We start from the raw sequence: 21,679 nt of genomic DNA on the forward strand, positions 1-21,679 counted from the left end.
TCTGTTGATTTACACCTTAACGAAACAAGCCTTTCAGCACATCACCAATTTGATCGCCAACCTCCTCGCCTAACTTCTCGCGTAATTTTTCTTGCAGACGTTCCTCAGCACGCGCGCGTTCAGCATCAATCTTTTCTTGCGCCCGCGTTTTGGCTTCTTCAACAGCGACTTGCTCAAGTGCAGCTCCAAGCCCTTGGGTATCGAGTTGGCATAACTTGCTCGCTTCTGTGCTTAAAGGGCCTTGACAACGCATTGGCCAACGAATCCGTTCTAGATAAGGGTTCACCTTACAAGCATGTTGATCCGCAGTATTGGTAAAACGGGCACCCAGTTGATAATCCAAAGTTTGCGCGACTAAATCGACATCTCCTTGCCCTGTCAGCTCCAACCCTGGAATCTGTGCATGAAAGTCTGGGTTGTTGGCCTTGCCTTGCTGAAAAATCAAACGGGCATTAAGACGCTCGAATTCCGTATCTTGGCTCCAAGTCCGCGTCAGTTGACGATTTTGTGCAAGTGCTACAGCGTTGCATAAATCACGCGAGATATTCATCCCTTGCAAGGCACCTTGCTGGATTTGCGCTTGTAGCTCCCCTGATAAGTTGGCTAACAAACTTTGTGTGTTTTGGCCTTGGGTTTGATACTGGCCTTGCGCCGATAAGCGCCCACGAAACAGCTGCATATCCGCCATCTGTTGTAATAGCGCTTGGGTTTCAACGCCTTGGATTTGATGTTGTAACTGCCAACGTGCTGGCTGTGCTTGCGTATCAATTGCCGCTTGCATTTGAATTTGTCCGCCATAAACGGTCAATTTAAGCGGGTTAATTTGCAACTGACCCTGATGCGCGCTGACCTTCGCTTGAATCTCTTCTAAGGGTACGCCTTTCACTTGTAAGGAGCGCATACGTGTACTCAAATCCAAGTTGAGGCTTTGTAAGGCTTCGAAGGACCAATTTTGAGGCTTGGTTTCTGTGGGCATGTTTGCAGTTGATGCATCAGCCTCGCTCACAGTTTCTGCTGGTAAATAGTCATCTAAATTCAGCGCACCTATCCCTAAAGCAGCTTGGTAAGCCCCTTGCTCCAGTTGAAGTTGGGCTTTGCCCTTAATGCCAGTGCTATCCAATTGCGCCTGTAGTGGATTGAGGATGATTTGTGGCCAAGTACCACCAATTTGCGTATTAAAACTGAGATGGCGCAAAGTCGTTTCTGGTGAGGCCATATCCGGTAACACCAAGCCGAGTTGCTGGGCGAGCTGACGAATATCTACAGGCTTCAACTGGATAGCACCTGTAAGCTTGCTTTGAGGTTGTAATTGTAATTGGCCTTGGAGATCTAACTCCCCAAGTTGCAGCTTGATTCCTTGCGTGCCTGCACTGATTTGTTCGCCATACTGGCCTTCTAGTTGCAACGCTTGTAAGACAAGGGGAAGCTGTTGCAACTCGCCTTGCAGATTAAAATGCGCCATTTCAACTTGCTGGCTTTGTGGCCACACTTGGATTTGCGTGCTGACATTGGCTTCTAGCGGCCAAGCAGGCATTTTAGCCAGTTGTACTTGCGTGGGTGCAACCTGGATCTGTAAAGGTTTCAGCTCAAGATAAGGGGTTTTGCCCCAATGAAAACGCCCTTGGGTTGCCAGCTGTATCGGCAATTGAGTGGCTTGTACTTGGCTTTGTAGCTGGGCGCGTAACTGGGTGAGATCTAGGCGTTCTTGTGTCAACCAAAGATTAAAATCTGTGTGCACTTCGCCTTGGATTTGTGTGCCTTGTAGCGTGAAAGGTGCCAGTGCCAGTTGCAAATTTTGGACTTGCACTTGTTCAGGCGTGGCAATCACTTGAGGCAGCGCAATCGCCAAAGCCAGTTCGGTATTTTCCCATAACGCAGCGCGTGCCTTGATTTGCGCGTGTAAAGCCTCTAGCTGGTAAATTTGCTGTGCCCAATCAAGATGAACTTGCGTTTCTAAGCTGAGTGCAGCCTGAATCTGTGCGGGTTGACTAGTGAGCGCTAAACGCACAGAGACAGGAAAAGCGTTTTGTAAGCTGATCTCTTGGCTGTCGATAAAAACATCTTCAAGTTGCCAATGATGGTGCGCATCTTGGTAGCTGATACGGGCATCCTGAATGTCTAAGCTTTGAATTTGTAACTCTGGGAAGGTATCAGCGGCTTCCTTCTCAGACTGAGGCGCGGCTTCTTGAGGGGTTTTTTCTGCCGAACTTTGTGGCCAATTAGTCGCCCCTTGGGCATCTTGGACAAGCTGCAAATCCAATCCTTGGATACGCAAGTCTTGGGTATGGACACGACCTTGTAATAAATCCACAAGGGATAAGCTCATGTGCGCCTGTTGAATACTGGCTAAAGGTGGAAGATGGGTATGGGTCAAAGTACGTACTTGCGTTTGCCCGACTTGTACTCCTAACCAAGGGTAAAATGACCACTGCAAATCGCCCTCTATATCGACCTCAAGCTGGGCATGTTCACGCGCACTTTGCGCAATATAGGGTTTCAACTGATTAGGATCTAATCCCCAATAGATATAGGCGAATACCCCACCAATCCCCATCACCAGCAAGAGGATACTCGCCAATACCGCTTTGACTAAGTGTCGCATGAGCCTACCTCTCCTTAAGTCATCTTAATGACGTACATGCCACAAATAGGATTCACTCGCTGCATCCAGTTGATAACCCATTTTTTGCAACAAAATATGATCTGGCATTTCCAATGCATATAAAGGCGACGTCAGGCTTTTATTCACTTGTGCCGCTTCAGCTGCTACCAATGCCAATAAACGCGAAGCCACTCCACGACGACGGGTCACCCGACGTACACATAAATGTGAGATTTGCCAGACATCCTCTTGCTCTTGCACGCGTAAAGCCGCAATCAAATGATCATTAAACAAAGCGGCTGCAAAATAGGCCCCTGCCTGCAGGCTTTGATCGACAAAGGTTGGTGCATCTAAAGGGACTTGGCTCGCATCGAGCTGGCGGCGCTGTTCTGGCGCATCTGCATAGATTTTATAGAGGTCGTGCTGCCATTGTGGATATTCATTTAAGCTGGCACTACTGACCTTGCGTAATACAACAGGCATGAGACAAACTCCTTACACCATCAATAAAAAGGGGAACCGAAAACCGCTTCCCTAAAACAAATCCTGAATATATGAGTATACTCAGCGTCCAAAGACCAGCCGCAAAAGCCAAGAAGAGAGCTTGATCTCTTGTGCCTATTGTAGCGGATGCCAGTGAAGATTCTCTATAATCCCTATTTGTGCATTTTATTTCTGTCTATTTTTTGTTTCTTAAGCACCCTGCTTATCTCTTTATCCAAACCCCGTTGTGGAGAAATACATGACCCCCCGCACTGCACAAGTTACCCGCCACACGTTAGAAACCCAAATTAGCGTGCGCCTAAATTTAGAGGGTACAGGTCAATTTAGCAGCAACTCTGGTATTGGTTTTCTTGACCATATGCTAGAGCAGATCGCACGTCATGGTTTAATTGATATGCACTTCGAAGTCGTTGGCGACCGCCATGTGGATGACCACCATACGGTCGAGGATTTAGGCATCACCCTAGGGCAAGCCTTTGCACAAGCAATTGGTGATAAAAAAGGCATGACACGCTACGGACATGCTTATGTGCCTTTGGATGAAGCCTTAAGCCGTGTGGTGTTGGATTGCTCTGGGCGTCCTGGTTTATTTATGGACGTGAATTTTACCCGTGCTAGCATCGGCAGCTTTGATACCCAACTGTTTTGGGAGTTTTTCCAAGGCTTTGTCAATCATGCGCAAGTCACCTTACATATTGATAACTTAAAAGGCTTTAACGCACATCACCAAGCAGAAACCATCTTTAAAGCCTTTGGGCGTGCATTACGGATGGCATTAAGCCCAGATCCACGGATGCACAATCAAATTCCGTCCACTAAAGGTAGCCTCTAAGTAGAAGGAGAAAGACGTGAGTCTAATTGCGGTCGTTGATTACGGCATGGGTAACTTACATTCGGTTGCCAAAGCATTAGAAAAAGTGGCCCCAGATGCCCGTGTTCAGGTGACATCTGATGCGCAAACGCTTGCCCAAGCCGAACGCGTTGTTCTACCCGGGGTTGGGGCAATTCGCGATTGTGTCGGACAAATGTATGCCAGCGGTTTGGTCCCTGCGATTAAGCAAGCCATGGTCGAAAAACCTTTTTTAGGAATTTGCGTCGGCATGCAGGCACTTTTTGATTTTAGCGAAGAAAATCAAGGGGTTGAGTGTTTAAAAGTCTTACCTGGGCGAGTCAATTTCTTTGGTGATCCCTTACTCGATGCCCAAGGCCAGCGTTGCAAAGTCCCCCATATGGGCTGGAACCAAGTGCAACAAACCCAAAATCATCCCATTTGGGCACAGATTGCTGATTTAAGTCGTTTCTATTTTGTACATAGTTACTATGTAAAAGCCGCTACGGCCACAGATGTGATTGGCCAAGTCCAGTATGCAGACATCACCTGTGATGCTGTCGTTGCACGCGATAATCTGGTGGCAGTGCAATTCCACCCAGAAAAAAGTGCCCAAGCCGGTTTGCAACTTTTGGCCAACTTTACCCAGTGGCGCCCTTAAACCCAATCCATTCATTGATTTAGGAAAAAAACTTCATGCTCGTCATTCCCGCAATTGATTTAAAAGATGGCCATTGTGTACGTTTAAAACAAGGACGCATGGAAGACGCTACAGATTATGGCAGTGATCCTTTAGCCATGGCGCAACGCTGGGTTGAGGCAGGGGCACGCCGTTTGCACTTAGTGGATCTCAATGGTGCTTTTGACGGTCAGCCCGTCAATGCCCAAGCTGTGACTCGGATTGCGGCAGCCTATCCAGAGTTACCGATTCAAATCGGTGGCGGTATCCGTACGCCAGAAACCATAGAAACTTATTTAAATGCTGGCGTGCAATATGTGATTTTGGGCACTAAAGCCGTACAAGAACCTGAGTTCGTCACCGAGATGTGCCGCCTGTTTGCTGGGCATATTATTGTGGGGATTGATGCGAAAGACGGTTATGTCGCCACACACGGCTGGGCGCAAGTCTCCGATGTGCAAGCCTTAGATTTAGCCAAGCGCTTTGCCGATGTTGGTGTTTCTAGCCTTGTTTATACAGATATTGCCCGCGATGGCATGATGCAAGGGGTGAATGTAGAAGCGACTTTGCAAGTCGCACAAGCAGGTTTACCTGTGATTGCTTCCGGTGGGGTCACTCATATTGAAGATATCCGCACTCTCAGCCAAGTGGCTAGGCAGGGTTTGCTTGGTGCCATTACCGGACGTGCCATCTATGAGGGCACCTTAGATCTTGCCGAAGCACAAGCATTGGCAGACGAACTTCACCCTCAAGCCTAATCAAGTGGGGCTTGCTTGTATCACTATCAGTCAACCAAGGAGCTAAAGAAAAGATTATGGGGCTTGCAAAACGCATTATCCCTTGCCTCGATGTCGATCAAGGTCGAGTGGTCAAAGGGGTGAATTTCGTCGATATCCGTGACGCCGGTGACCCTGTGGAAGTGGCCAAAGGCTACAATGCCCAAGGTGCGGATGAAATTACTTTTCTTGATATTACCGCCAGCCATCAAGAACGCGATACCACCTTGCATATGGTGGAAGACATCGCCAGCCAAGTCTTTATTCCCCTGACAGTCGGAGGTGGTATCCGTACTTGTGAGGATATTCGCCGTCTCCTGAATGCAGGTGCAGATAAAGTCTCCATTAACACAGCGGCTGTGTTTAATCCTGAATTTGTGCGTGAAGCTGCGCAACGTTTTGGCAATCAATGTATTGTGGTAGCGATTGATTGTAAAAGCGTGCATCAGGCCGGTGAAACACCACGTTGGGAAATTTTTACCCACGGTGGCCGCAAACCGACTGGGTTAGATGCCATCGAGTGGGCACGCAAAATGGTCGATTATGGTGCTGGGGAGATCTTGCTCACCAGTATGGATAGAGACGGCACAAAAAACGGTTTTGATTTAGGTGTCACCCGTGCAATTAGTGATGCGGTTTCTGTGCCTGTGATTGCCTCCGGTGGCGTTGGTAACTTACAGCATTTGGCCGATGGGGTGTTACAAGGCGGGGCGGATGCCGTCTTGGCCGCCAGTATTTTCCACTTTGGTGAATACAGTATTGCTGAGGCAAAAACCTTTATGGCAGCCCAAGGCATTGAAATGCGCTTAGAAGCTGAATAGGAAGAATCCATATGCACAATCAAGACCCAGCACAAGTCGTTCATATCCTCAGTGAAGCCTTGCCCTACATTCAGCGCTTTTCTGGCAAAACCCTGGTGGTGAAATATGGCGGCAATGCCATGACAGAGGATGATCTGATTGATTCTTTCTGTCGTGATATGGTGCTGCTTAAAGAAGTAGGCATTAATCCTGTGGTTGTCCACGGAGGCGGCCCACAAATTGGCCATTTATTAGAGCGCTTAAATATAGAATCTCGCTTCGTCAATGGAATGCGTGTCACCGATAGCGCGACAATGGATGTGGTGCAGATGGTGCTCGGTGGTTTGGTCAACAAAGAAATTGTTAACCAAATTAATCTAGCCGGCGGCAAAGCGATTGGTCTTACCGGCAAAGATGGCCAATTAATCCGTGCCCATCAGTTAAAGGTGCGTCATAAAACCCCAGAAATGACTGCTCCCGAGATCATTGATATTGGCCATGTCGGTGAAGTCACCAGTGTGGATACGGATTTGATCGAAATGCTCACGCATAAAGATTATATCCCTGTGATTGCCCCAATTGGCGTGGGTGCTGATGGTACCTCTTACAACATCAATGCGGATCTGGTTGCCGGCAAAGTCGCTGAGGCCTTACAAGCAGAAAAACTCATGCTGCTGACCAATGTGTCCGGTTTGCTCGATAAATCCGGTCAGGTCTTAACAGGGTTAAGTACCCAAGAAGTGGACGCCTTAATTGAAGATGGCACCATTTACGGTGGTATGCTGCCTAAGATCAGCTGTGCCTTAAATGCAGTCAAAGCTGGGGTGACCAGTGCGCATATTATTGATGGGCGGGTGCCTCATGCAGCTTTGTTGGAAATCTTCACTAATGCAGGTGTAGGTACCTTGATTACCAATCAGGAAAGTTAACCTAACTATAAAAAAAAGCCGCTTCCGGAGGTGAGAAGCGGCTTTCAAGACCGTGATTAGCTTGATGATGAGGAGATAACCCAATTAAAACCCGAGGGAACCTGACCTTTCCTGTGCTTTAAATTCTGGGTGTATCCTTGGCTAGTGACCCTGTATTCCCTAACCATGTTGCAAATGATAACTCATCTCATTTATAAGTCAAGCCATTTTAAGAATTAATCTCATTTAGGTTAATGTGTACGTATCCATAAATCAATATTGCGTATAAAAAAAGCCGCCTTGCAAAACAAGGCGGCAAAAAGACCGTGATTAGCTTGATGATGAGGAGATAACCTAAGTGTAAGACCTTAAAAAATAAGCAGGAACCTGACCTTTCCCACCGCCTATACTTGGGTTATATGTGGTCAAGTACCCTGTTTCCTGACCACGAGATAAATGATAACACTTCTTATTTAAGGATCAAGCTTTTTTTGAGAATTATTCTCATTTTTAGGGAGTCTTTTGCTATGCCCAGCTTACCCACCTGTCTTCATCCACATTGGAAAGCCCCCGCATCTGTACATAGCCTAGTGACAACACGCGAACATGGCCCCAGCCAAGCCCCATTTGCACATTTTAATTTAGGCGATCACGTCGGTGATAACAGCACAGAGGTTGAGCAATGCCGCCTCCTGCTGCAACAAAAAGTGGGCTTACCTCTACTGTGGTTAGATCAGGTACACGGAAATCAAGTCATCACGGATTGGCCACAAGGAGTTAAGGTGCCACCGCAAGCCGATGCTTGTGTCAGCACTAGCTTTGAGTATGCTTGTGTGGTCTTAACCGCAGATTGCTTACCTATTTTTTTATGCACCCAAGCAGGAGATCAGGTAGGCGTGATCCATGCAGGCTGGCGTGGTTTAGCCGCTGGCGTGATTGAAGCCAGTGTTGCCGCTTTTCATACACCAGCCGAATATCTATTGGCTTGGTTAGGCCCTGCCATTGGCCCGAAAGCTTTTGAAGTGGGCCCAGAAGTCCGTGAAACTTTTACCCAAATTGATCCTCGTCTAGCGGATGCTTTTACTCCAAGCCCCTACCGCTTGAATTATTTTATGGCAGATATTTATCAGTTGGCCCGTCAACGCTTGCAAGCGATGGGCGTGCATCACATTTATGGCGGTGGTTTTTGCACCTTTACCGATACCCAACGTTTTTATTCCTATCGTCGTGAAGGGCGTACTGGGCGTATGGCGAGTGTCATTTGGTTAGCAGAACCTGAATCAGCCTAGGTGCTCAAGCGCCTCTTGCAGGCAAGTGACACCGATGAGTTGCATATCAGGTAAAGACTCACGCGGCAAATTGGCTTGTGGCACTAATGCTCGCTTAAATCCATGTTTGGCCGCTTCTTTTAAACGCTCTTGCCCTGAGGGCACAGGGCGGATTTCTCCCGATAGGCCAACTTCACCAAAGATTAATAAATCAGCAGCTAAAGGTATCTGTCGCAAACTGGAAACCACAGCACAAATGACCGCAAGGTCCGCACTGGTTTCTAGTACGCGAATCCCTCCGGCGACATTAAGAAATACATCTTGATCCCCAGTAAAAAGCCCCCCGTGTCGATGCAAAACCGCCAGCAACATCGCCAAGCGATTAGCATCCAAGCCGACAGCCACCCGCCGTGGATTGCCTAGGGAAGATTCATCCACTAAGGCTTGTACTTCGACTAATAAAGGGCGGGTGCCTTCCCAAGTTGCCATCACGGCGCTGCCACAGGTTTGAGCCTGTGAGCGTGTTAAAAACAAAGCACTCGGATTTTTGACTGCCTTGAGCCCTGTATCCAACATCGCAAAAACACCCAACTCATTCACCGCACCAAAACGGTTTTTATGAGCGCGCAAGGTACGATAGCGTGAATCACTCTCCCCTTCTAACAATAAGGAGGCATCCATCATGTGTTCAAGCACCTTGGGTCCAGCTAAACTACCGTCTTTAGTGACATGGCCTACTAACAGCAAGACGGTATGGGTTTGTTTCGCAAAGCGGGTCAATAAGGCGGCACATTCACGGACCTGCGCCACACTGCCAGGTGCGGAGCTCAGCTCTTCTAAATAAAGGGTCTGGACTGAATCGACAATCAGGATTTTGGGTTGTACGGCTTGAGCCGCCGCCAGCAAAGCCTCTACATGAGTTTCTGCTAGCATTTGCAAGCCTTGGGTTGGTAAGTGCAAACGATGCGCACGCATGGCGACTTGTTGTAGCGATTCTTCTCCTGTGACATAGAGCACAGGATACGCCTGTGCTAATTGACAGGCAGTTTGTAGCAACAAAGTTGATTTCCCTGCCCCTGGATGCCCTCCTAATAAAATGGCAGAACCTGGCACCAAGCCACCACCTAATACACGGTCAAACTCAGCACAAGCACTAGAAAAACGCGGAATTTGCTGCAAATCGATGCTAGCCAAAGTTTGTACTTGTGTACTGGTCGCCCCAGCAAAGCCTGAACGCGCATCTTTCAGTGCCCTATTGGGGCTGGCAGCCAGACGCATCTCTTGTAAGCTGTTCCATGCATGGCATTGGCTACATTGGCCTTGCCATTTGCTGTAATCTGCGCCGCATTCACTACATACAAAGGCGCTTTTTGCTTTCGCTTTTGCCATACTCTGCCTACTCAAAAGACGTGTTCAATCAGGAAATTTGCGTTTTTATAAGTTAAAAGTTATAAATGATGCAGATTTTAATAACCAAAATAAGGGAAAATCGACAATGAAACGCGAAACCCTCGCTTTACATCATGGCTATACCCCAGACAACCAACATGCGGTGGCAGTCCCAATTCATCAAACTACCTCTTTTAGTTTTGATGATGCCCAGCATGCGGCTGACTTGTTCGATTTAAAAGTGCAGGGCAATATTTACTCCCGCATTATGAACCCAACCTGTGATGTGTTAGAGCAACGCGTGGCTGCGTTAGAAGGCGGTATCGCTGCTTTAGCCGTGAGTTCTGGGATGGCCGCAATTACTTACAGCATCCAAACGATCGCCTCAGTGGGTGATAATATCATTTCGATGAGCGAACTGTATGGCGGTACTTACAACCTATTTGCACATACTTTGCCACGCCAAGGGATTCAGGTGCGCTTTGCGGATAAAGATGATTTCGACGGCATTGCCGCTTTAATTGACGAGCGCACCAAGGCCATCTACTGCGAATCCATTGGTAACCCTTCCGGTAGCCTAGTTGATATTGAACGCCTTGCAGACATTGCCCACGCTGCAGGCGTACCCCTGATTGTCGATAATACAGTCCCTACCCCTTTTCTATGGCGTCCGATTGAGCAAGGTGCAGATATTGTCGTGCATTCGGCTACCAAATATATCGGGGGTCATGGAACAACCGTCGGCGGTGTGATTGTAGATTCTGGACGTTTTCCTTGGGCAGAACATGCCGAGCGTTTCCCACTACTTAATGAGCCAGACATTTCTTATCATGGTGTGAGTTATACCCGAGATGTCGGGGCAGCAGCTTTTATTGCTCGTGCGCGTGTAGTGCCTTTACGGAATATGGGAGCTGCGCTGGCGGCGCAAAGTGCTTGGAACCTTATGCAGGGCTTAGAAACCCTCAGCCTGCGCATTGAACGCGTATGCGAGAATACGCAAAAAGTTGCCGAATTTTTACAACAACATCCACAGGTAAGTTGGGTAAAATATGCCGGTCTTAAAGAACATAAAGATCACGCCCTAGCACAAAAATACATGCAAGGACGTGCATCCGGTATTTTAAGCTTTGGGGTGAAAGGTGGACGTGATGCCAGCATCAAGTTTTACGATGCACTCCAGCTCATTTTACGTTTAGTGAATATTGGCGATGCGAAAAGCTGTGCGGCGATTCCAGCGGCTACCACCCACCGCCAGCTAAATGCACAAGAGCTCGCAGCAGCAGGTGTCAGTGAAGATATGGTGCGCCTTTCCATCGGTATTGAGCATATTGATGATTTATTGGCCGATTTAGAGCAAGCCTTGGCGGCGTCAATATAAGTGGGAAACTAACCCCAGCAAAAAAATAGGATGGGTAGCGAGGTTGATAGATGTCACCGCGCTTTACCCATCCTATATGACTTATCCCCTACAACTGAAACTTATTAATCCCTTGATATAAGCGATCTGCCAACTGATGCAACTCTTGGGTACGTTGGCGTCCTTGGCTTGCATCTTGTGCTAATTGATCGGCAAGCTGGCGAATATGGGTGCTGGTCATACTCATTTGTGTGTTGACCTTTTGCTGCTGTTCAGCCGCGACCGAAGTACGATCTGCACCCGCACCGATTTTATCTGTTGTTTGTGCTAGCTCGAGCAAAAGTTGATACGCTTGCTCCACACTTTGCACACTGTGCTCCGCCTCACACTGGCTTTTTTGCATCCGTTGTACTGCTTCTTGTGAGGACACTTGTAACTGGCTTAACATACGCTGAATTTCTTCAGTGGCCGCTTGCGTACGCTGTGATAAGACACGCACCTCATCGGCAACGACAGCAAACCCCCGACCTTGTTCACCAGCGCGCGCGGCTTCAATGGCGGCGTTAAGTGCCAGTAGATTCGTTTGCTCAGCAATATCTTGGATTTTCGTTAAAATCCCTGTAATCCCTTGCGTATCCAAACTTAATCTATCAATCACTTGAGCTGCGGCTTGAATTTCTTGGGTTAAGGTGTGCATTGCCTGACGATTATGCGTAACCTGTGCCTGCCCTTCCTGATTGGCTTGTGTACCTGCATTGGCCGCTGCTGAGGTTTCTTGCGCACATAAAGCAATATCTTGGGTGGCCAGTTCAAGCTCTGACATCGCATGCGCTACCGCAGCGACTTCATGCAGTTGCTGTTGTACTTGCACATCAGTGCGCTCTGTAGCGGCTAAACCTGAGTCTGCAAGCTCACGTAAGTTGCCACTTAGACGCTGCACATCTTGTAAGGTCACTTGCAAGCTACCGACAAAGGTATTGAAGTTACGTGCCAAGTTCCCCACTTCATCTTGCGTTTTGACTTGCAAACGCTGCGTCAAATTCGCATTCCCTTGGGCGATTTCATGCATGGCTTGTGCGATTTGAGTAAGAGGTGCCAGCAAACGCTGTAAAATCCATAACAGGATAGGAAAGGCAACGAGGATCAGCGCCGCTGCAGTTAAAACATGTTCAAGTAATAAAGATTGTAAAGGCGCTTGCACCACAGCATCTGGCATGATCAGTAGCAGATAAAACCTGTGTCCTGCCACTTCCTGTACCTGTACCCAAGCAGGAGCTTGACCCTGTAAAATCTGCAAGCTTAGATCGCTATCACTGGCCAGTTGTTGCAATGCTTGTTCGTTGTCCACAGCTAACCCAAGGCGACTTAAGGGCGCCATACTTAAACTTGGATCAGGGTGCGCCAAAATCACCCCGCTAGCATCTGTGAGCACTAAAGTCCCTTGCCCTTGCAAAGTAGCATTCATTTTTTGAATGCTGGCGATCAGATGGCTTAAGCTCAAATCAGCTGCGGTGACTGCATACATGCTGCCATTGACATAAGCACTATGAGCAATCGAAAGCACCAAAAGCCCTGAAGTTGCATCAATATAGGGCGCAGTGACTATTGGTGTGCGCGCCTTTTTAGCTTCTTGATACCAGGGGCGTACCCTAGGATCATAGTTGCCTTTATCTTGCAAAATTTGGGTAATTTTGGGATTGGTAAACACATAGCTGCCATCGGCCTCATAAGCAATATAAGTCAGATCAAACTGGCCGCTGGTGTTGGTATGGTGCATCACATCGAGAGGATCTTGTTGCGGGTACTTTTGAATATAAGTGGTCAAGCCTTCTAGGGTATCTAGCTTACCTTGCACCCACTGGCCCACCATAAGTTCGGCACTAGTGAGCAAACTATCGGCTTGTATTTCTAGATGGCTTAATCCTTGTGCTTTCAGTTCACGATAGCTGCTATAAGTTAAGAGTGCGCTAATTAGCAACAAAGCCAAGAGTAAATTTAGGAAGATTTTGTGTTTCAAGCTCATCAGAAAAGATCCCGCAATCAAAGGCTTGGGCATCCTAGCAGGTTAAACTTCTCCTTAATCCATTATCTATTAGCAAAAACAGTTCCATAATGAATAAAATTAACACAGGTTAAAATTTTGTCTGCACTTTTTACAAAAAAATTTCATTAAAATACATGTTTATATATTTAACCGCTTTAAATGACATTTTTATGACTCTTGCCACCTTTCATCTCAATAAAAAAAATGCCAGTGATTTCACTGGCATTTTCATATTTAACTGTACAAAGATGGTTTATACAGAGTAGTACATATCAAACTCAACAGGGTGTGTTGTTTGCTCGACACGCTCAACTTCTTCCATCTTCAAGGCAATAAAGCCATCGATCATATCGTTAGTAAATACATTACCCGCAGTGAGGAACTCACGGTCTTTATCCAGAGCTTCCAAAGCTTCACGCAAAGTACCACACACTTGCGGCACTTGGCTGGCTTCTTCTGCAGGTAGGTCATACAAGTTCTTATCCATCGCATCGCCAGGATGGATCTTATTGATGATACCGTCTAAACCAGCCATCAAGAGTGCAGAGAAGCACAAGTAAGGGTTAGCCGATGGATCAGGGAAACGGGTTTCAATACGCTTAGCTTTCGCGCTAGACACGTAAGGAATACGAATCGACGCAGAGCGGTTACGCGCAGAGTAAGCCAGCATTACAGGCGCTTCAAAGCCAGGAACCAAACGCTTATAAGCATTCGTTGAGCTGTTACAGAACGCATTTAAGGCTTTTGCGTGCTTGATGATACCGCCGATGTAGTACAGTGCCATTTCAGACAGGCCACCATAGGAATCACCAGCAAATAAGTTGACGCCATCTTTGCTAATAGACTGGTGGACGTGCATCCCAGAACCATTATCGCCAACCAAAGGCTTAGGCATAAAGGTTGCTGTTTTGCCGTAAGCATGCGCCACGTTGTGGACACAATACTTCAGGATTTGCACTTCGTCAGCTTTCTTCACTAGGGTGTTAGGACCCACACCGATTTCACACTGGTTCGCCGTAGCCACTTCATGGTGGTGTACTTCGATATCCAGACCCATAGCTTCCATAGCATTACACATGGCCGCACGTAGATCGTGAGAAGAATCTACAGGAGGAACAGGGAAGTAACCGCCTTTTACACGTGGACGGTGACCCAAGTTGCCGCCTTCAATCGTGGCATCAGAAGACCATGCCGCTTCTTCTGAATCGATTTGGTACATACAACCTGAAATGTCTTGCTTCCATTTCACGTCGTCAAAAATGAAAAATTCTGGCTCAGGACCAAAGAGTGCACGATCCCCAATGCCAGTTGACTGGAGGTAAGCTTCCGCACGACGTGCCACAGAACGCGGGTCACGCTCATAACCTTGCATAGTAGAAGGTTCGATAATGTCGCAACGTAGATTGATGGTCGCTTCTTCTGTAAAAGGATCTAATACCGCGCTTTCGTCGTCTGGCATCATGATCATGTCGGATTCATTGATACCTTTCCAACCGCCGATGGATGAACCATCAAACATCTGACCTGACTCGAAAAACTCTTCGTCAACTGTACGCGCAGGAATGGTGACGTGCTGCTCTTTACCACGGGTATCCGTGAAACGCAAGTCGATCCATTTTGCATTATGTTCTTTGATCAGGCCCAGAGTTTTCTCAGACATATCATCCTCCAATGGAGCTTTTTAGGTGCGTACACTTGCAAGTGGCGCTTATTGCTATCTTAGGGACCAACACTAAATAGTGCGGCCCTTTTTCTTGCCCTAATCTAAAGCAAGGGGTATGCCAATAGTGCAAATCAACCAAAAAAAATGCACATTTTGCTGCTTAAGGTGAACAAGACGTGCTCACTATAGCGGAAATCCAAAGTTTTAGGCAGAGACTTCCTTGTGCAAGCGCACAAAAAAGCGCCCTTTTATCTCTTTGTATTCAGTTCACCGCAATACACAAGACAAAAAGTGCGCTATTTTGGTGATGCATACAAAAAAACGCACCACATTAGAACATTAAAATCAAAAATCTTAATAATTCAGGCAATTAAGGAAGCACTTGACGAAAGGGTTTCACCGTAACCTTGGCATAAACTTTGGCTTGCTGATAAGGATCGGCTGCGGCCCAAGCTTTTGCTTCTTCCCAAGTGGGAAACTCAGCAACCACCAAGCTCCCACTGAAACCGGCCTCGCCTGGATCTTCACTAGCAATCGCTGGATGCGGGCCTGCTAATACCAAGCGCCCTTGCGCTTGCAAAGCTTGTAAGCGCTCTAGGTGGGCTGGGCGTGCTGCTAAACGCGCTTGCAAGGTATTGGGGGCATCTTCACTGATAATGGCAAATAGCATCTTCTTTGTTCCTTTTATTTGGCTGGATCAGGCAGGCTCAAGGTTTCATCTTGGCGCAAGGTCAGCACTTCACACCCCGTCGAGGTCACCAACAAAGTATGTTCCCATTGGGCAGATAAACTATGATCCTTGGTGACCACAGTCCAACCATCTTTTAACAACTTACAATGACGATTTCCTGTATTAATCATGGGCTCAATGGTGAAGGTCATGCCTTCTTGCAAAACGCAATCCGTGTGCTTGGTATAGCCACGATAGTGCAGCACTTGCGGATCTTCATGGAAGCCTGCGCCTATCCCATGTCCGCAGTATTCACGCACTACACTAAAGCGTTCTTTTTCTGCGATATCCTGGATTAAAGCACCGATCTCAGATAAGCGTGTTCCAGGTTTCACCAGAGCAATCGCGGCATATAAGCTTTGTTGAGTCACTTCCACTAAACGTTTTGCCAAGATGGAAGGCTCGCCCACGCAAAACATGGCGCTAGTATCTCCATGATACCCATCCTTAATTACAGTGATATCAATATTAATAATATCGCCTTTTTTCAAACGCTTACTTTCACTGGGGATCCCGTGACAAATCACATGATTGACTGAAGTACAAATCGACTTTGGAAAGCCATGATAATTTAAGGGTGCAGGAATAGCTTGCTGCTGATTGACAATATAGTCATGGCACTTTTGATTAAGCGCTTCTGTGCTGACCCCAACTTGTACATCAGGTGCGATCATCTCCAGCACTTCCGCGGCTAAGCGACCTGCGGTGCGCATTTTCTCGATTTCTTCTGGGGTTTTAATCAGTATATTCATTGAAAAATTTCCATAAATTCAGCTAGCAAGCCTATTTAAATATACTTACTTAGCTTAAGTATTTGGTTCACTTTGAGGTTTGCACAGCAGAGAGAACCCGAAGAAGGGGGTTCCGTTGGTCGGAGCTTTATGATATAAAGGCGCGCGCTTATTAGCTGGGTTGACCAGAGTAAGACAAGTCTCGCGGAAAGGCAACCTAAGTCTATCCATGTTCCTAGCTTATCTTCAATAAGCGTTTTCCCAAAAAGTCACACATATACCGACACATGATTCGGGGTGCCCTCGGGTTGGATCATGGGGTATATGGAGGCCTAACCCAAGATAAATATTGAGGAGTTATCATGTCTCAGATCACCATGCGTGACCTATTGCAAGCAGGCGCACACTTTGGCCACCAAACACGTTACTGGAACCCAAAAATGGGCAAGTACATTTTTGGTGCGCGCAACAAGATCCATATCATCAACTTAGAAAAGACACTGCCAGCTTTGCATGAAGCAGTAGCCTTTACTGAGAAGCTAGCGACCAACAAAAACAAAGTCTTGTTTGTTGGTACTAAGCGCGCTGCCAGCAAGGTGATCAAAGAAGAAGCCAACCGCGTTGGTATGCCTTTTGTTAACCACCGTTGGTTGGGCGGTATGCTCACCAACTATAAAACGATTCGTCAGTCAATCCGTCGTTTGCGTGAGCTTGAGACCATGCAAGAAGATGGTACTTTCGAGAAGCTGACGAAAAAAGAAGTGCTTATGGCGCATCGTGAAATGGCGAAGCTTGAGCGTTCTATCGGTGGTATCAAGGATATGGGCGGTTTGCCAGACGCTATTTTCGTGATCGACGTAGATCATGAGCGTCTTGCTGTGAATGAAGCCAACAAACTAGGTATCCCTGTGATTGGGGTTGTTGATACTAACAGCAATCCAGATGGTGTTGATTTCATCATCCCAGGTAACGATGACGCCATCCGTTCCGTTCACCTGTATGTGAAAGCCATTGCTGATGCTTGTAACCAAGCGAAAGATGCCACACCTAGCGAGTTTGTCGAAGTTGCTGCAGACGAAGCCAGCGAATCTGCTGCAGAGTAAGCAGGTTTCAAGACTGTCAATCCCTTGTCATGCGGGCAAGGCAAGCTATAGTATGGCGATTGTGAACATACGATTGGCAGCCGCCTAAGGTCAGCTTACACGCGGATCTTAAGACGACACGAACATGAGCTCTAACGAGCTTTAGGGGGCTTAGGCCCCCTTTTTTAAACTGGATTTTACTCCTTTTTGATTCAATTCACTCCTTGCAAAGAGGTAGACAGAGCATGTCAGCAATTAGCGCAAAGCTGGTGAAAGAACTGCGTGAGCGTACAGGCTTGGGCATGATGGAATGTAAAAAAGCCCTTGTGGAAGCCGAAGGCGATATCGAGTTAGCGATTGAAAACCTGCGTAAATCTTCAGGAATGAAAGCGGCTAAAAAAGCCTCTCGCGTTGCTGCTGAAGGTGCCATCCTCACTCGCGTAGCTGAAGATGCTAGCTATGGTGTGGTGCTAGAAATCAACTCAGAAACAGATTTCGTTGCCCGCGATGATAACTTCAAAGCCTTCTGTAACACGGTTTTAGATAAAGTATTTACCGACAAGCAAACTGATATCAGCGCTTTGATGGCTGAAGGTCTTGAAGAAACACGCCAAGCCTTAGTACAAAAAATCGGTGAAAATATCAGTGTGCGTCGTGCAACCCTAGTGGAAGCTGGTGAAGGCCAATTGGTTGGTGAATATGTTCACGGTGGCCGTATTGGTGTGTTGACCTTGCTCGCTGGTGGCAATTCTGAAGTGGCAAAAGACGTGGCCATGCACGTTGCTGCGGTGAATCCACAAGTGGCTAAGCCAAGCGATATGCCTCAAGAAGTGCTGGATAAAGAGAAAGAAATTATCCTTGCACAACCTGATATGGCGGGCAAACCTGCCGAAATCGCTGAAAAAATGGTTGGCGGCCGTCTGAAAAAATTCTTGGCAGAAAACAGCTTGACCGAACAAGCCTTTATCAAAAACCCAGATCAAACTGTAGGGGCTTTTGTTAAAGCAGCCGGCGGCGAAGTCGTTGCTTTCGTACGCTTTGAAGTAGGCGAAGGTATCGAGAAGCAAGAAGTTGATTTTGCTGAAGAAGTACGTCAGCAAGCCGCACAAGCGAACAAATAAGCCTTGCGTGTTCCCATTTGGGATCAAGCCAACTTGTCTCTAGCCTAGAGGCTTTCTCTAGGCTAATTTGTATCTCGATAATGATCATCGCCCCTCTCAGGTTAAGCTAAAAGCATCTAGCAAGCCTAACTGAGCCTTACCTAGTTAGTGGAGAATCCTATGCCTACATCAGAAAATAACGCTAAGTACAAACGTATTTTACTGAAGCTCAGCGGGGAAGCCCTTATGGGTGATCAAGATTTTGGCATTGATCCCAAAGTGCTTGATCGTATGGCATTGGAAATCGGCCAATTAGTGGGGATCGGCGTGCAAGTTGGCTTGGTGATCGGTGGAGGTAACCTCTTTCGAGGTGCTGCTTTAAGCGCTGCCGGTATGGAACGTGTGACAGGTGATCATATGGGCATGTTAGCCACTGTGATGAATGGTCTGGCGATGCGTGATGCACTTGAGCGTACCAATATTCGTACCCGAGTGATGTCAGCTATTCCTATGAGTGGTGTTGTCGAACATTATGACCGCCGTACTGCGATTCGTTATCTTACTTCCGGAGATGTGGTAATCTTTACTGCAGGGACGGGTAATCCGTTTTTCACTACAGATTCAGCTGCTTGCTTACGAGGCATTGAAATTGATGCAGATGTTGTCGTCAAAGCAACCAAGGTGGATGGTGTCTATGATAAAGACCCAGTGAAATATCCGGATGCCGTAAAGTATTCTCGTCTCACCTATGACGATGCCCTAGACAAAAAGTTAGAAGTTATGGATCTTACCGCCATCTGCCTAGTACGGGATCATGCTATGCCAGTGCGTGTTTTTAATATGAATAAGTCAGGGGCTTTGCTGAACGTCGTGGTAGGTGGTAGAGAAGGTACCTTGATCGATAGAGGCGAATAAGCATGATCAATCAAATCAAACAAGACGCTGACGCTCGCATGAGCAAAAGTATTGAGGCACTGCATACGGCCTTAAATAAAATTCGTACAGGGCGTGCGCACCCGAGCATTTTAGACGCGGTGAAAGTCAGCTACTATGGTAGTGATGTCCCTTTAAATCAAGTAGCCAATATCAATGTGGAAGATGCGCGCACCTTGTCTGTATCTCCTTGGGAAAAAAATCTGGTACCCACGATTGAAAAAGCCATTCTCACCTCAGATTTAGGCTTAAACCCAAGCACTTCGGGTGGCTTAATTCGCGTGCCCATGCCAGCACTTACGGAAGAAACCCGTAAAAATTATATCAAGCAAGCCAAAGCAGAAGCCGAACATGGCCGTGTCGCCATTCGTAACATTCGTCGCGATGCTAACAATGACTTGAAAGCCTTATTAAAAGATAAGGAAATTACTGAAGACGAAGAGCGCCGTGCGCAAGACGACATCCAAAAACTGACGGATAAATATATCGCGGAAGTGGAGAAAGTCCTTCAGCTTAAAGAAGAAGACCTGATGCAAATTTAAGCCTTCAGGCTGTAAATTGGCCTCCTGTTGAGGAGGCTTACTTAGGATCTTAGATTGCGGCTGCTTTTCCATGTCGGATTCACGCGCTTTATCTTCCGCCAGTTTCTCCTCTACAGACACTGGATCTTACAACCTCCTTGTGCCTAAACACGTTGCCATCATTATGGACGGCAATAATCGTTGGGCCAAAGCACGCAAAAGCCCAGGTATCGCCGGCCATCAAGCCGGTGTAAAGTCTGTGCGTGCTGTGGTTGAGGCCGCCTTGCAACAAGGGGTGCAAGTGCTCACCTTGTTTGCCTTCTCAAGCGAGAATTGGCAACGTCCCAAAAAAGAAGTCTCCGCATTAATGGAGTTGTTTTTGCTGGCATTACGGCGTGAAGTCAAACGCTTGCATAAACATCACATCCGTTTACATGTCATCGGTGAGCGCAGTGCCTTTTCCTCGGAAATCCAACAAGCGATTCAAGAGGCGGAACACCTCACCGCGACCAATCAAGATTTGCATCTGGTGATTGCAGCTAACTATGGCGGGCGCTGGGATATTGCGCAAGCTGCGCGCCAACTCGCGCAAGCTGCCGTTGATGGCCAGATTCAAGCACAGCATATTCAAGCACAAGATTTCGCACCTTACTTAAGCCTGAGCCAGTTTCCTGAGCCAGATTTGTGTATCCGTACCGGCGGCGAACAACGCATCAGTAACTTTTTACTCTGGCAATTTGCCTATACAGAGTTTTACTTTTCGCCTTTATTCTGGCCTGATTTTGACCAAGCCGCCTTTCATGCCGCCATTGCAGATTATCAACAACGCCAGCGGCGATTTGGGCGCACTTGTGAACAAGTTGTCAGCCCAGATGAGCAAACGCATGGATCTTAAGCTCAAGTTAGGCTAATTTGGCGGCTTTGTGCTTTTACTTTTCCTTAGGATCTTAACCCGTGCTCAGCCAACGTATTCTTACTTCTATATTTCTCGTACCCCTTGCTTTATGGGGGTTATTGCTCTTGGATGGCACTCCTTTTGCCTTATTTTGTGGCCTGATTGCGACCTTGGCTGCTTGGGAATGGGCTGATCTATCCGGTATTTCCTCACAAGGGCGCCTTGTTTATGCTGCCAGCTTTGCCATAGGTGCAGGGCTTTGGTGGAGCAGCCATTGGTCATTAGAAAGCCTGCTTTGGCTGGCGGGTTTCTTCTGGCCGGTGGCCCTATTTTGGGTGATGACCTATCCCCAACTCAGTCGACACTGGTACGGGCGTAAGCGACGTTTATTGATGGGGTATGCGGTTTTATTACCCTGTTGGGCAGGTTTGATTTTATTGCATCATCAAGCCGGTTTAGCTTGGTTGCTGTATTTATTATTACTGGTCTGGATTGCAGATATTGCAGCCTATTTTAGCGGTAGACGTTATGGCAAAGCCAAACTTGCTCCCTATGTCAGTCCGGGGAAATCTTGGGCAGGTGTGTGGGGAGCTTTGGTGGCAACGTCTCTTTTAGCTTGGCTTGCCGTCCCTGCGATGGATTTAAATGCACATCAAGGCATGGCTTTATGGTTAATCACAGCCTTAACGACAGCGGCTTCCGTTTTAGGCGATTTACTAGAAAGTATGCTCAAACGCTATCGCGGCTTAAAAGACAGCAGCCGTTTATTACCTGGTCATGGCGGTATTTTAGATCGTATTGACAGCCTCACTGCTGCAGCTCCTATTTTTATGTTGCTTTACACCCTCAGCAGTTTGTAAGTGAGATT

General features: G+C 47.3%; 20 protein-coding genes. 13 read left to right on the forward strand and 7 right to left on the reverse strand.

Going from position 1 to position 21,679, the window contains the following annotated elements; translation table 11 throughout:
* Positions 1-16: 16 nt before the first annotated feature.
* Together BMX05_RS04330 and BMX05_RS04335 are read right to left on the reverse strand one after the other, a co-directional pair.
* The gene (locus tag BMX05_RS04330; RefSeq protein ID WP_093308746.1) at positions 17-2,602 is read right to left on the reverse strand and encodes an AsmA family protein; all 2,586 of its coding nucleotides are present in this window, start codon (positions 2,600-2,602) and stop codon (positions 17-19) included.
* Between the two features lie 24 nt (positions 2,603-2,626).
* The gene (locus BMX05_RS04335) at positions 2,627-3,085 is read right to left on the reverse strand and encodes an acetyl-CoA sensor PanZ family protein (RefSeq protein WP_093308747.1); all 459 of its coding nucleotides are present in this window, start codon (positions 3,083-3,085) and stop codon (positions 2,627-2,629) included.
* Between the two features lie 259 nt (positions 3,086-3,344).
* Between BMX05_RS04335 and hisB the strand changes: the two genes are divergently transcribed.
* The 6 genes from hisB to pgeF all read left to right on the forward strand — a co-directional run bounded on the left by hisB (position 3,345) and on the right by pgeF (position 8,387).
* Positions 3,345-3,938: an imidazoleglycerol-phosphate dehydratase HisB gene (gene hisB / locus BMX05_RS04340; protein ID WP_093308748.1), complete on the forward strand. Its 594-nt coding sequence runs from the start codon at positions 3,345-3,347 to the stop codon at positions 3,936-3,938.
* 16 nt (positions 3,939-3,954) lie between these two features.
* Complete coding sequence (gene hisH, locus BMX05_RS04345) at positions 3,955-4,596, forward strand: imidazole glycerol phosphate synthase subunit HisH (RefSeq protein WP_093308749.1); 642 nt, start codon at positions 3,955-3,957, stop codon at positions 4,594-4,596.
* A gap of 35 nt (positions 4,597-4,631) precedes the next feature.
* Positions 4,632-5,372: a 1-(5-phosphoribosyl)-5-[(5-phosphoribosylamino)methylideneamino]imidazole-4-carboxamide isomerase gene (gene hisA, locus BMX05_RS04350; RefSeq protein ID WP_093308750.1), complete on the forward strand. Its 741-nt coding sequence runs from the start codon at positions 4,632-4,634 to the stop codon at positions 5,370-5,372.
* Between the two features lie 56 nt (positions 5,373-5,428).
* Positions 5,429-6,211 carry an imidazole glycerol phosphate synthase subunit HisF gene (gene hisF / locus BMX05_RS04355; protein ID WP_093308751.1) on the forward strand — a complete coding sequence of 261 codons (783 nt, stop codon included), beginning with the start codon at positions 5,429-5,431 and terminating at the stop codon, positions 6,209-6,211.
* An 11-nt stretch (positions 6,212-6,222) separates the two neighbouring features.
* Positions 6,223-7,119: an acetylglutamate kinase gene (gene argB, locus BMX05_RS04360; protein WP_395854959.1), complete on the forward strand. Its 897-nt coding sequence runs from the start codon at positions 6,223-6,225 to the stop codon at positions 7,117-7,119.
* Positions 7,120-7,625: 506 nt separating this feature from the next.
* A complete protein-coding gene (gene pgeF, locus BMX05_RS04365) occupies positions 7,626-8,387 on the forward strand; it encodes a peptidoglycan editing factor PgeF (RefSeq protein ID WP_093308753.1) in 762 nt (253 codons plus the stop codon).
* On the opposite strand, the gene radA is transcribed toward pgeF, so the two are convergent.
* Positions 8,379-9,755 (reverse strand): DNA repair protein RadA, encoded by a 1,377-nt coding sequence (gene radA, locus BMX05_RS04370; protein ID WP_093308754.1) that lies wholly within the window; start codon positions 9,753-9,755, stop codon positions 8,379-8,381. The two genes, pgeF and radA, sit on opposite strands and share 9 nt — an antisense overlap.
* 106 nt (positions 9,756-9,861) lie before the next feature.
* Here radA and BMX05_RS04375 point away from each other — a divergent pair, with 106 nt between their 5' ends.
* The gene (locus tag BMX05_RS04375; protein ID WP_093308755.1) at positions 9,862-11,133 is read left to right on the forward strand and encodes an O-acetylhomoserine aminocarboxypropyltransferase/cysteine synthase family protein; all 1,272 of its coding nucleotides are present in this window, start codon (positions 9,862-9,864) and stop codon (positions 11,131-11,133) included.
* 88 nt (positions 11,134-11,221) lie between these two features.
* Here the strand turns inward: BMX05_RS04375 and BMX05_RS04380 are convergent, their stop codons facing one another.
* The 4 genes from BMX05_RS04380 to map form a co-directional block, all read right to left on the reverse strand.
* Positions 11,222-13,135 carry a methyl-accepting chemotaxis protein gene (locus BMX05_RS04380; RefSeq protein WP_177166794.1) on the reverse strand — a complete coding sequence of 638 codons (1,914 nt, stop codon included), beginning with the start codon at positions 13,133-13,135 and terminating at the stop codon, positions 11,222-11,224.
* A 274-nt stretch (positions 13,136-13,409) separates the two neighbouring features.
* Positions 13,410-14,816 carry a glutamate--ammonia ligase gene (gene glnA / locus BMX05_RS04385; RefSeq protein ID WP_093308757.1) on the reverse strand — a complete coding sequence of 469 codons (1,407 nt, stop codon included), beginning with the start codon at positions 14,814-14,816 and terminating at the stop codon, positions 13,410-13,412.
* Positions 14,817-15,189: 373 nt separating this feature from the next.
* Positions 15,190-15,489, reverse strand: a complete 300-nt coding sequence (locus tag BMX05_RS04390; protein WP_093308758.1) for a YciI family protein — start codon at positions 15,487-15,489, stop codon at positions 15,190-15,192.
* Between the two features lie 14 nt (positions 15,490-15,503).
* The gene (map, locus tag BMX05_RS04395; protein ID WP_093308759.1) at positions 15,504-16,301 is read right to left on the reverse strand and encodes a type I methionyl aminopeptidase; all 798 of its coding nucleotides are present in this window, start codon (positions 16,299-16,301) and stop codon (positions 15,504-15,506) included.
* 341 nt (positions 16,302-16,642) lie between these two features.
* On the opposite strand from map, the gene rpsB reads away from it, so the two are divergent.
* The 6 genes from rpsB to BMX05_RS04425 all read left to right on the forward strand — a co-directional run bounded on the left by rpsB (position 16,643) and on the right by BMX05_RS04425 (position 21,671).
* Complete coding sequence (rpsB, locus tag BMX05_RS04400) at positions 16,643-17,383, forward strand: 30S ribosomal protein S2 (RefSeq protein WP_093308760.1); 741 nt, start codon at positions 16,643-16,645, stop codon at positions 17,381-17,383.
* 224 nt (positions 17,384-17,607) lie between these two features.
* Positions 17,608-18,483: a translation elongation factor Ts gene (tsf, locus tag BMX05_RS04405; RefSeq protein WP_093308761.1), complete on the forward strand. Its 876-nt coding sequence runs from the start codon at positions 17,608-17,610 to the stop codon at positions 18,481-18,483.
* 159 nt (positions 18,484-18,642) lie between these two features.
* Positions 18,643-19,377, forward strand: a complete 735-nt coding sequence (pyrH, locus tag BMX05_RS04410; RefSeq protein ID WP_093308762.1) for a UMP kinase — start codon at positions 18,643-18,645, stop codon at positions 19,375-19,377.
* A 2-nt stretch (positions 19,378-19,379) separates the two neighbouring features.
* The gene (gene frr, locus BMX05_RS04415) at positions 19,380-19,937 is read left to right on the forward strand and encodes a ribosome recycling factor (RefSeq protein WP_093308763.1); all 558 of its coding nucleotides are present in this window, start codon (positions 19,380-19,382) and stop codon (positions 19,935-19,937) included.
* Between the two features lie 163 nt (positions 19,938-20,100).
* On the forward strand, positions 20,101-20,811 hold the full coding sequence (gene uppS / locus BMX05_RS04420; RefSeq protein ID WP_395855005.1) for a polyprenyl diphosphate synthase: 711 nt from the start codon (positions 20,101-20,103) through the stop codon (positions 20,809-20,811).
* 59 nt (positions 20,812-20,870) lie between these two features.
* Positions 20,871-21,671 (forward strand): phosphatidate cytidylyltransferase, encoded by an 801-nt coding sequence (locus BMX05_RS04425; RefSeq protein WP_093308765.1) that lies wholly within the window; start codon positions 20,871-20,873, stop codon positions 21,669-21,671.
* Positions 21,672-21,679: the final 8 nt, after the last annotated feature.

It is taken from the genome of Allopseudospirillum japonicum (assembly GCF_900108915.1).
GTDB classification, from domain to species: Bacteria; Pseudomonadota; Gammaproteobacteria; order Pseudomonadales; family Halomonadaceae; genus Pseudospirillum; species Pseudospirillum japonicum.

Bases quoted from the DNA above. Each gene is read 5' to 3' on its own strand.
- BMX05_RS04330 (WP_093308746.1), bottom strand. From the start codon at position 2,602: ATGCGACACTTAGTCAAAGCGGTATTGGCGAGTATCCTCTTGCTGGTG.
- BMX05_RS04335 (WP_093308747.1), bottom strand. From the start codon at position 3,085: ATGCCTGTTGTATTACGCAAGGTCAGTAGTGCCAGCTTAAATGAATAT.
- hisB (WP_093308748.1), top strand. From the start codon at position 3,345: ATGACCCCCCGCACTGCACAAGTTACCCGCCACACGTTAGAAACCCAA.
- hisA (WP_093308750.1), top strand. From the start codon at position 4,632: ATGCTCGTCATTCCCGCAATTGATTTAAAAGATGGCCATTGTGTACGT.
- hisF (WP_093308751.1), top strand. From the start codon at position 5,429: ATGGGGCTTGCAAAACGCATTATCCCTTGCCTCGATGTCGATCAAGGT.
- argB (WP_395854959.1), top strand. From the start codon at position 6,223: ATGCACAATCAAGACCCAGCACAAGTCGTTCATATCCTCAGTGAAGCC.
- pgeF (WP_093308753.1), top strand. From the start codon at position 7,626: ATGCCCAGCTTACCCACCTGTCTTCATCCACATTGGAAAGCCCCCGCA.
- radA (WP_093308754.1), bottom strand. From the start codon at position 9,755: ATGGCAAAAGCGAAAGCAAAAAGCGCCTTTGTATGTAGTGAATGCGGC.
- BMX05_RS04375 (WP_093308755.1), top strand. From the start codon at position 9,862: ATGAAACGCGAAACCCTCGCTTTACATCATGGCTATACCCCAGACAAC.
- BMX05_RS04380 (WP_177166794.1), bottom strand. From the start codon at position 13,135: ATGAGCTTGAAACACAAAATCTTCCTAAATTTACTCTTGGCTTTGTTG.
- glnA (WP_093308757.1), bottom strand. From the start codon at position 14,816: ATGTCTGAGAAAACTCTGGGCCTGATCAAAGAACATAATGCAAAATGG.
- BMX05_RS04390 (WP_093308758.1), bottom strand. From the start codon at position 15,489: ATGCTATTTGCCATTATCAGTGAAGATGCCCCCAATACCTTGCAAGCG.
- map (WP_093308759.1), bottom strand. From the start codon at position 16,301: ATGAATATACTGATTAAAACCCCAGAAGAAATCGAGAAAATGCGCACC.
- rpsB (WP_093308760.1), top strand. From the start codon at position 16,643: ATGTCTCAGATCACCATGCGTGACCTATTGCAAGCAGGCGCACACTTT.
- tsf (WP_093308761.1), top strand. From the start codon at position 17,608: ATGTCAGCAATTAGCGCAAAGCTGGTGAAAGAACTGCGTGAGCGTACA.
- pyrH (WP_093308762.1), top strand. From the start codon at position 18,643: ATGCCTACATCAGAAAATAACGCTAAGTACAAACGTATTTTACTGAAG.
- frr (WP_093308763.1), top strand. From the start codon at position 19,380: ATGATCAATCAAATCAAACAAGACGCTGACGCTCGCATGAGCAAAAGT.
- uppS (WP_395855005.1), top strand. From the start codon at position 20,101: ATGGACGGCAATAATCGTTGGGCCAAAGCACGCAAAAGCCCAGGTATC.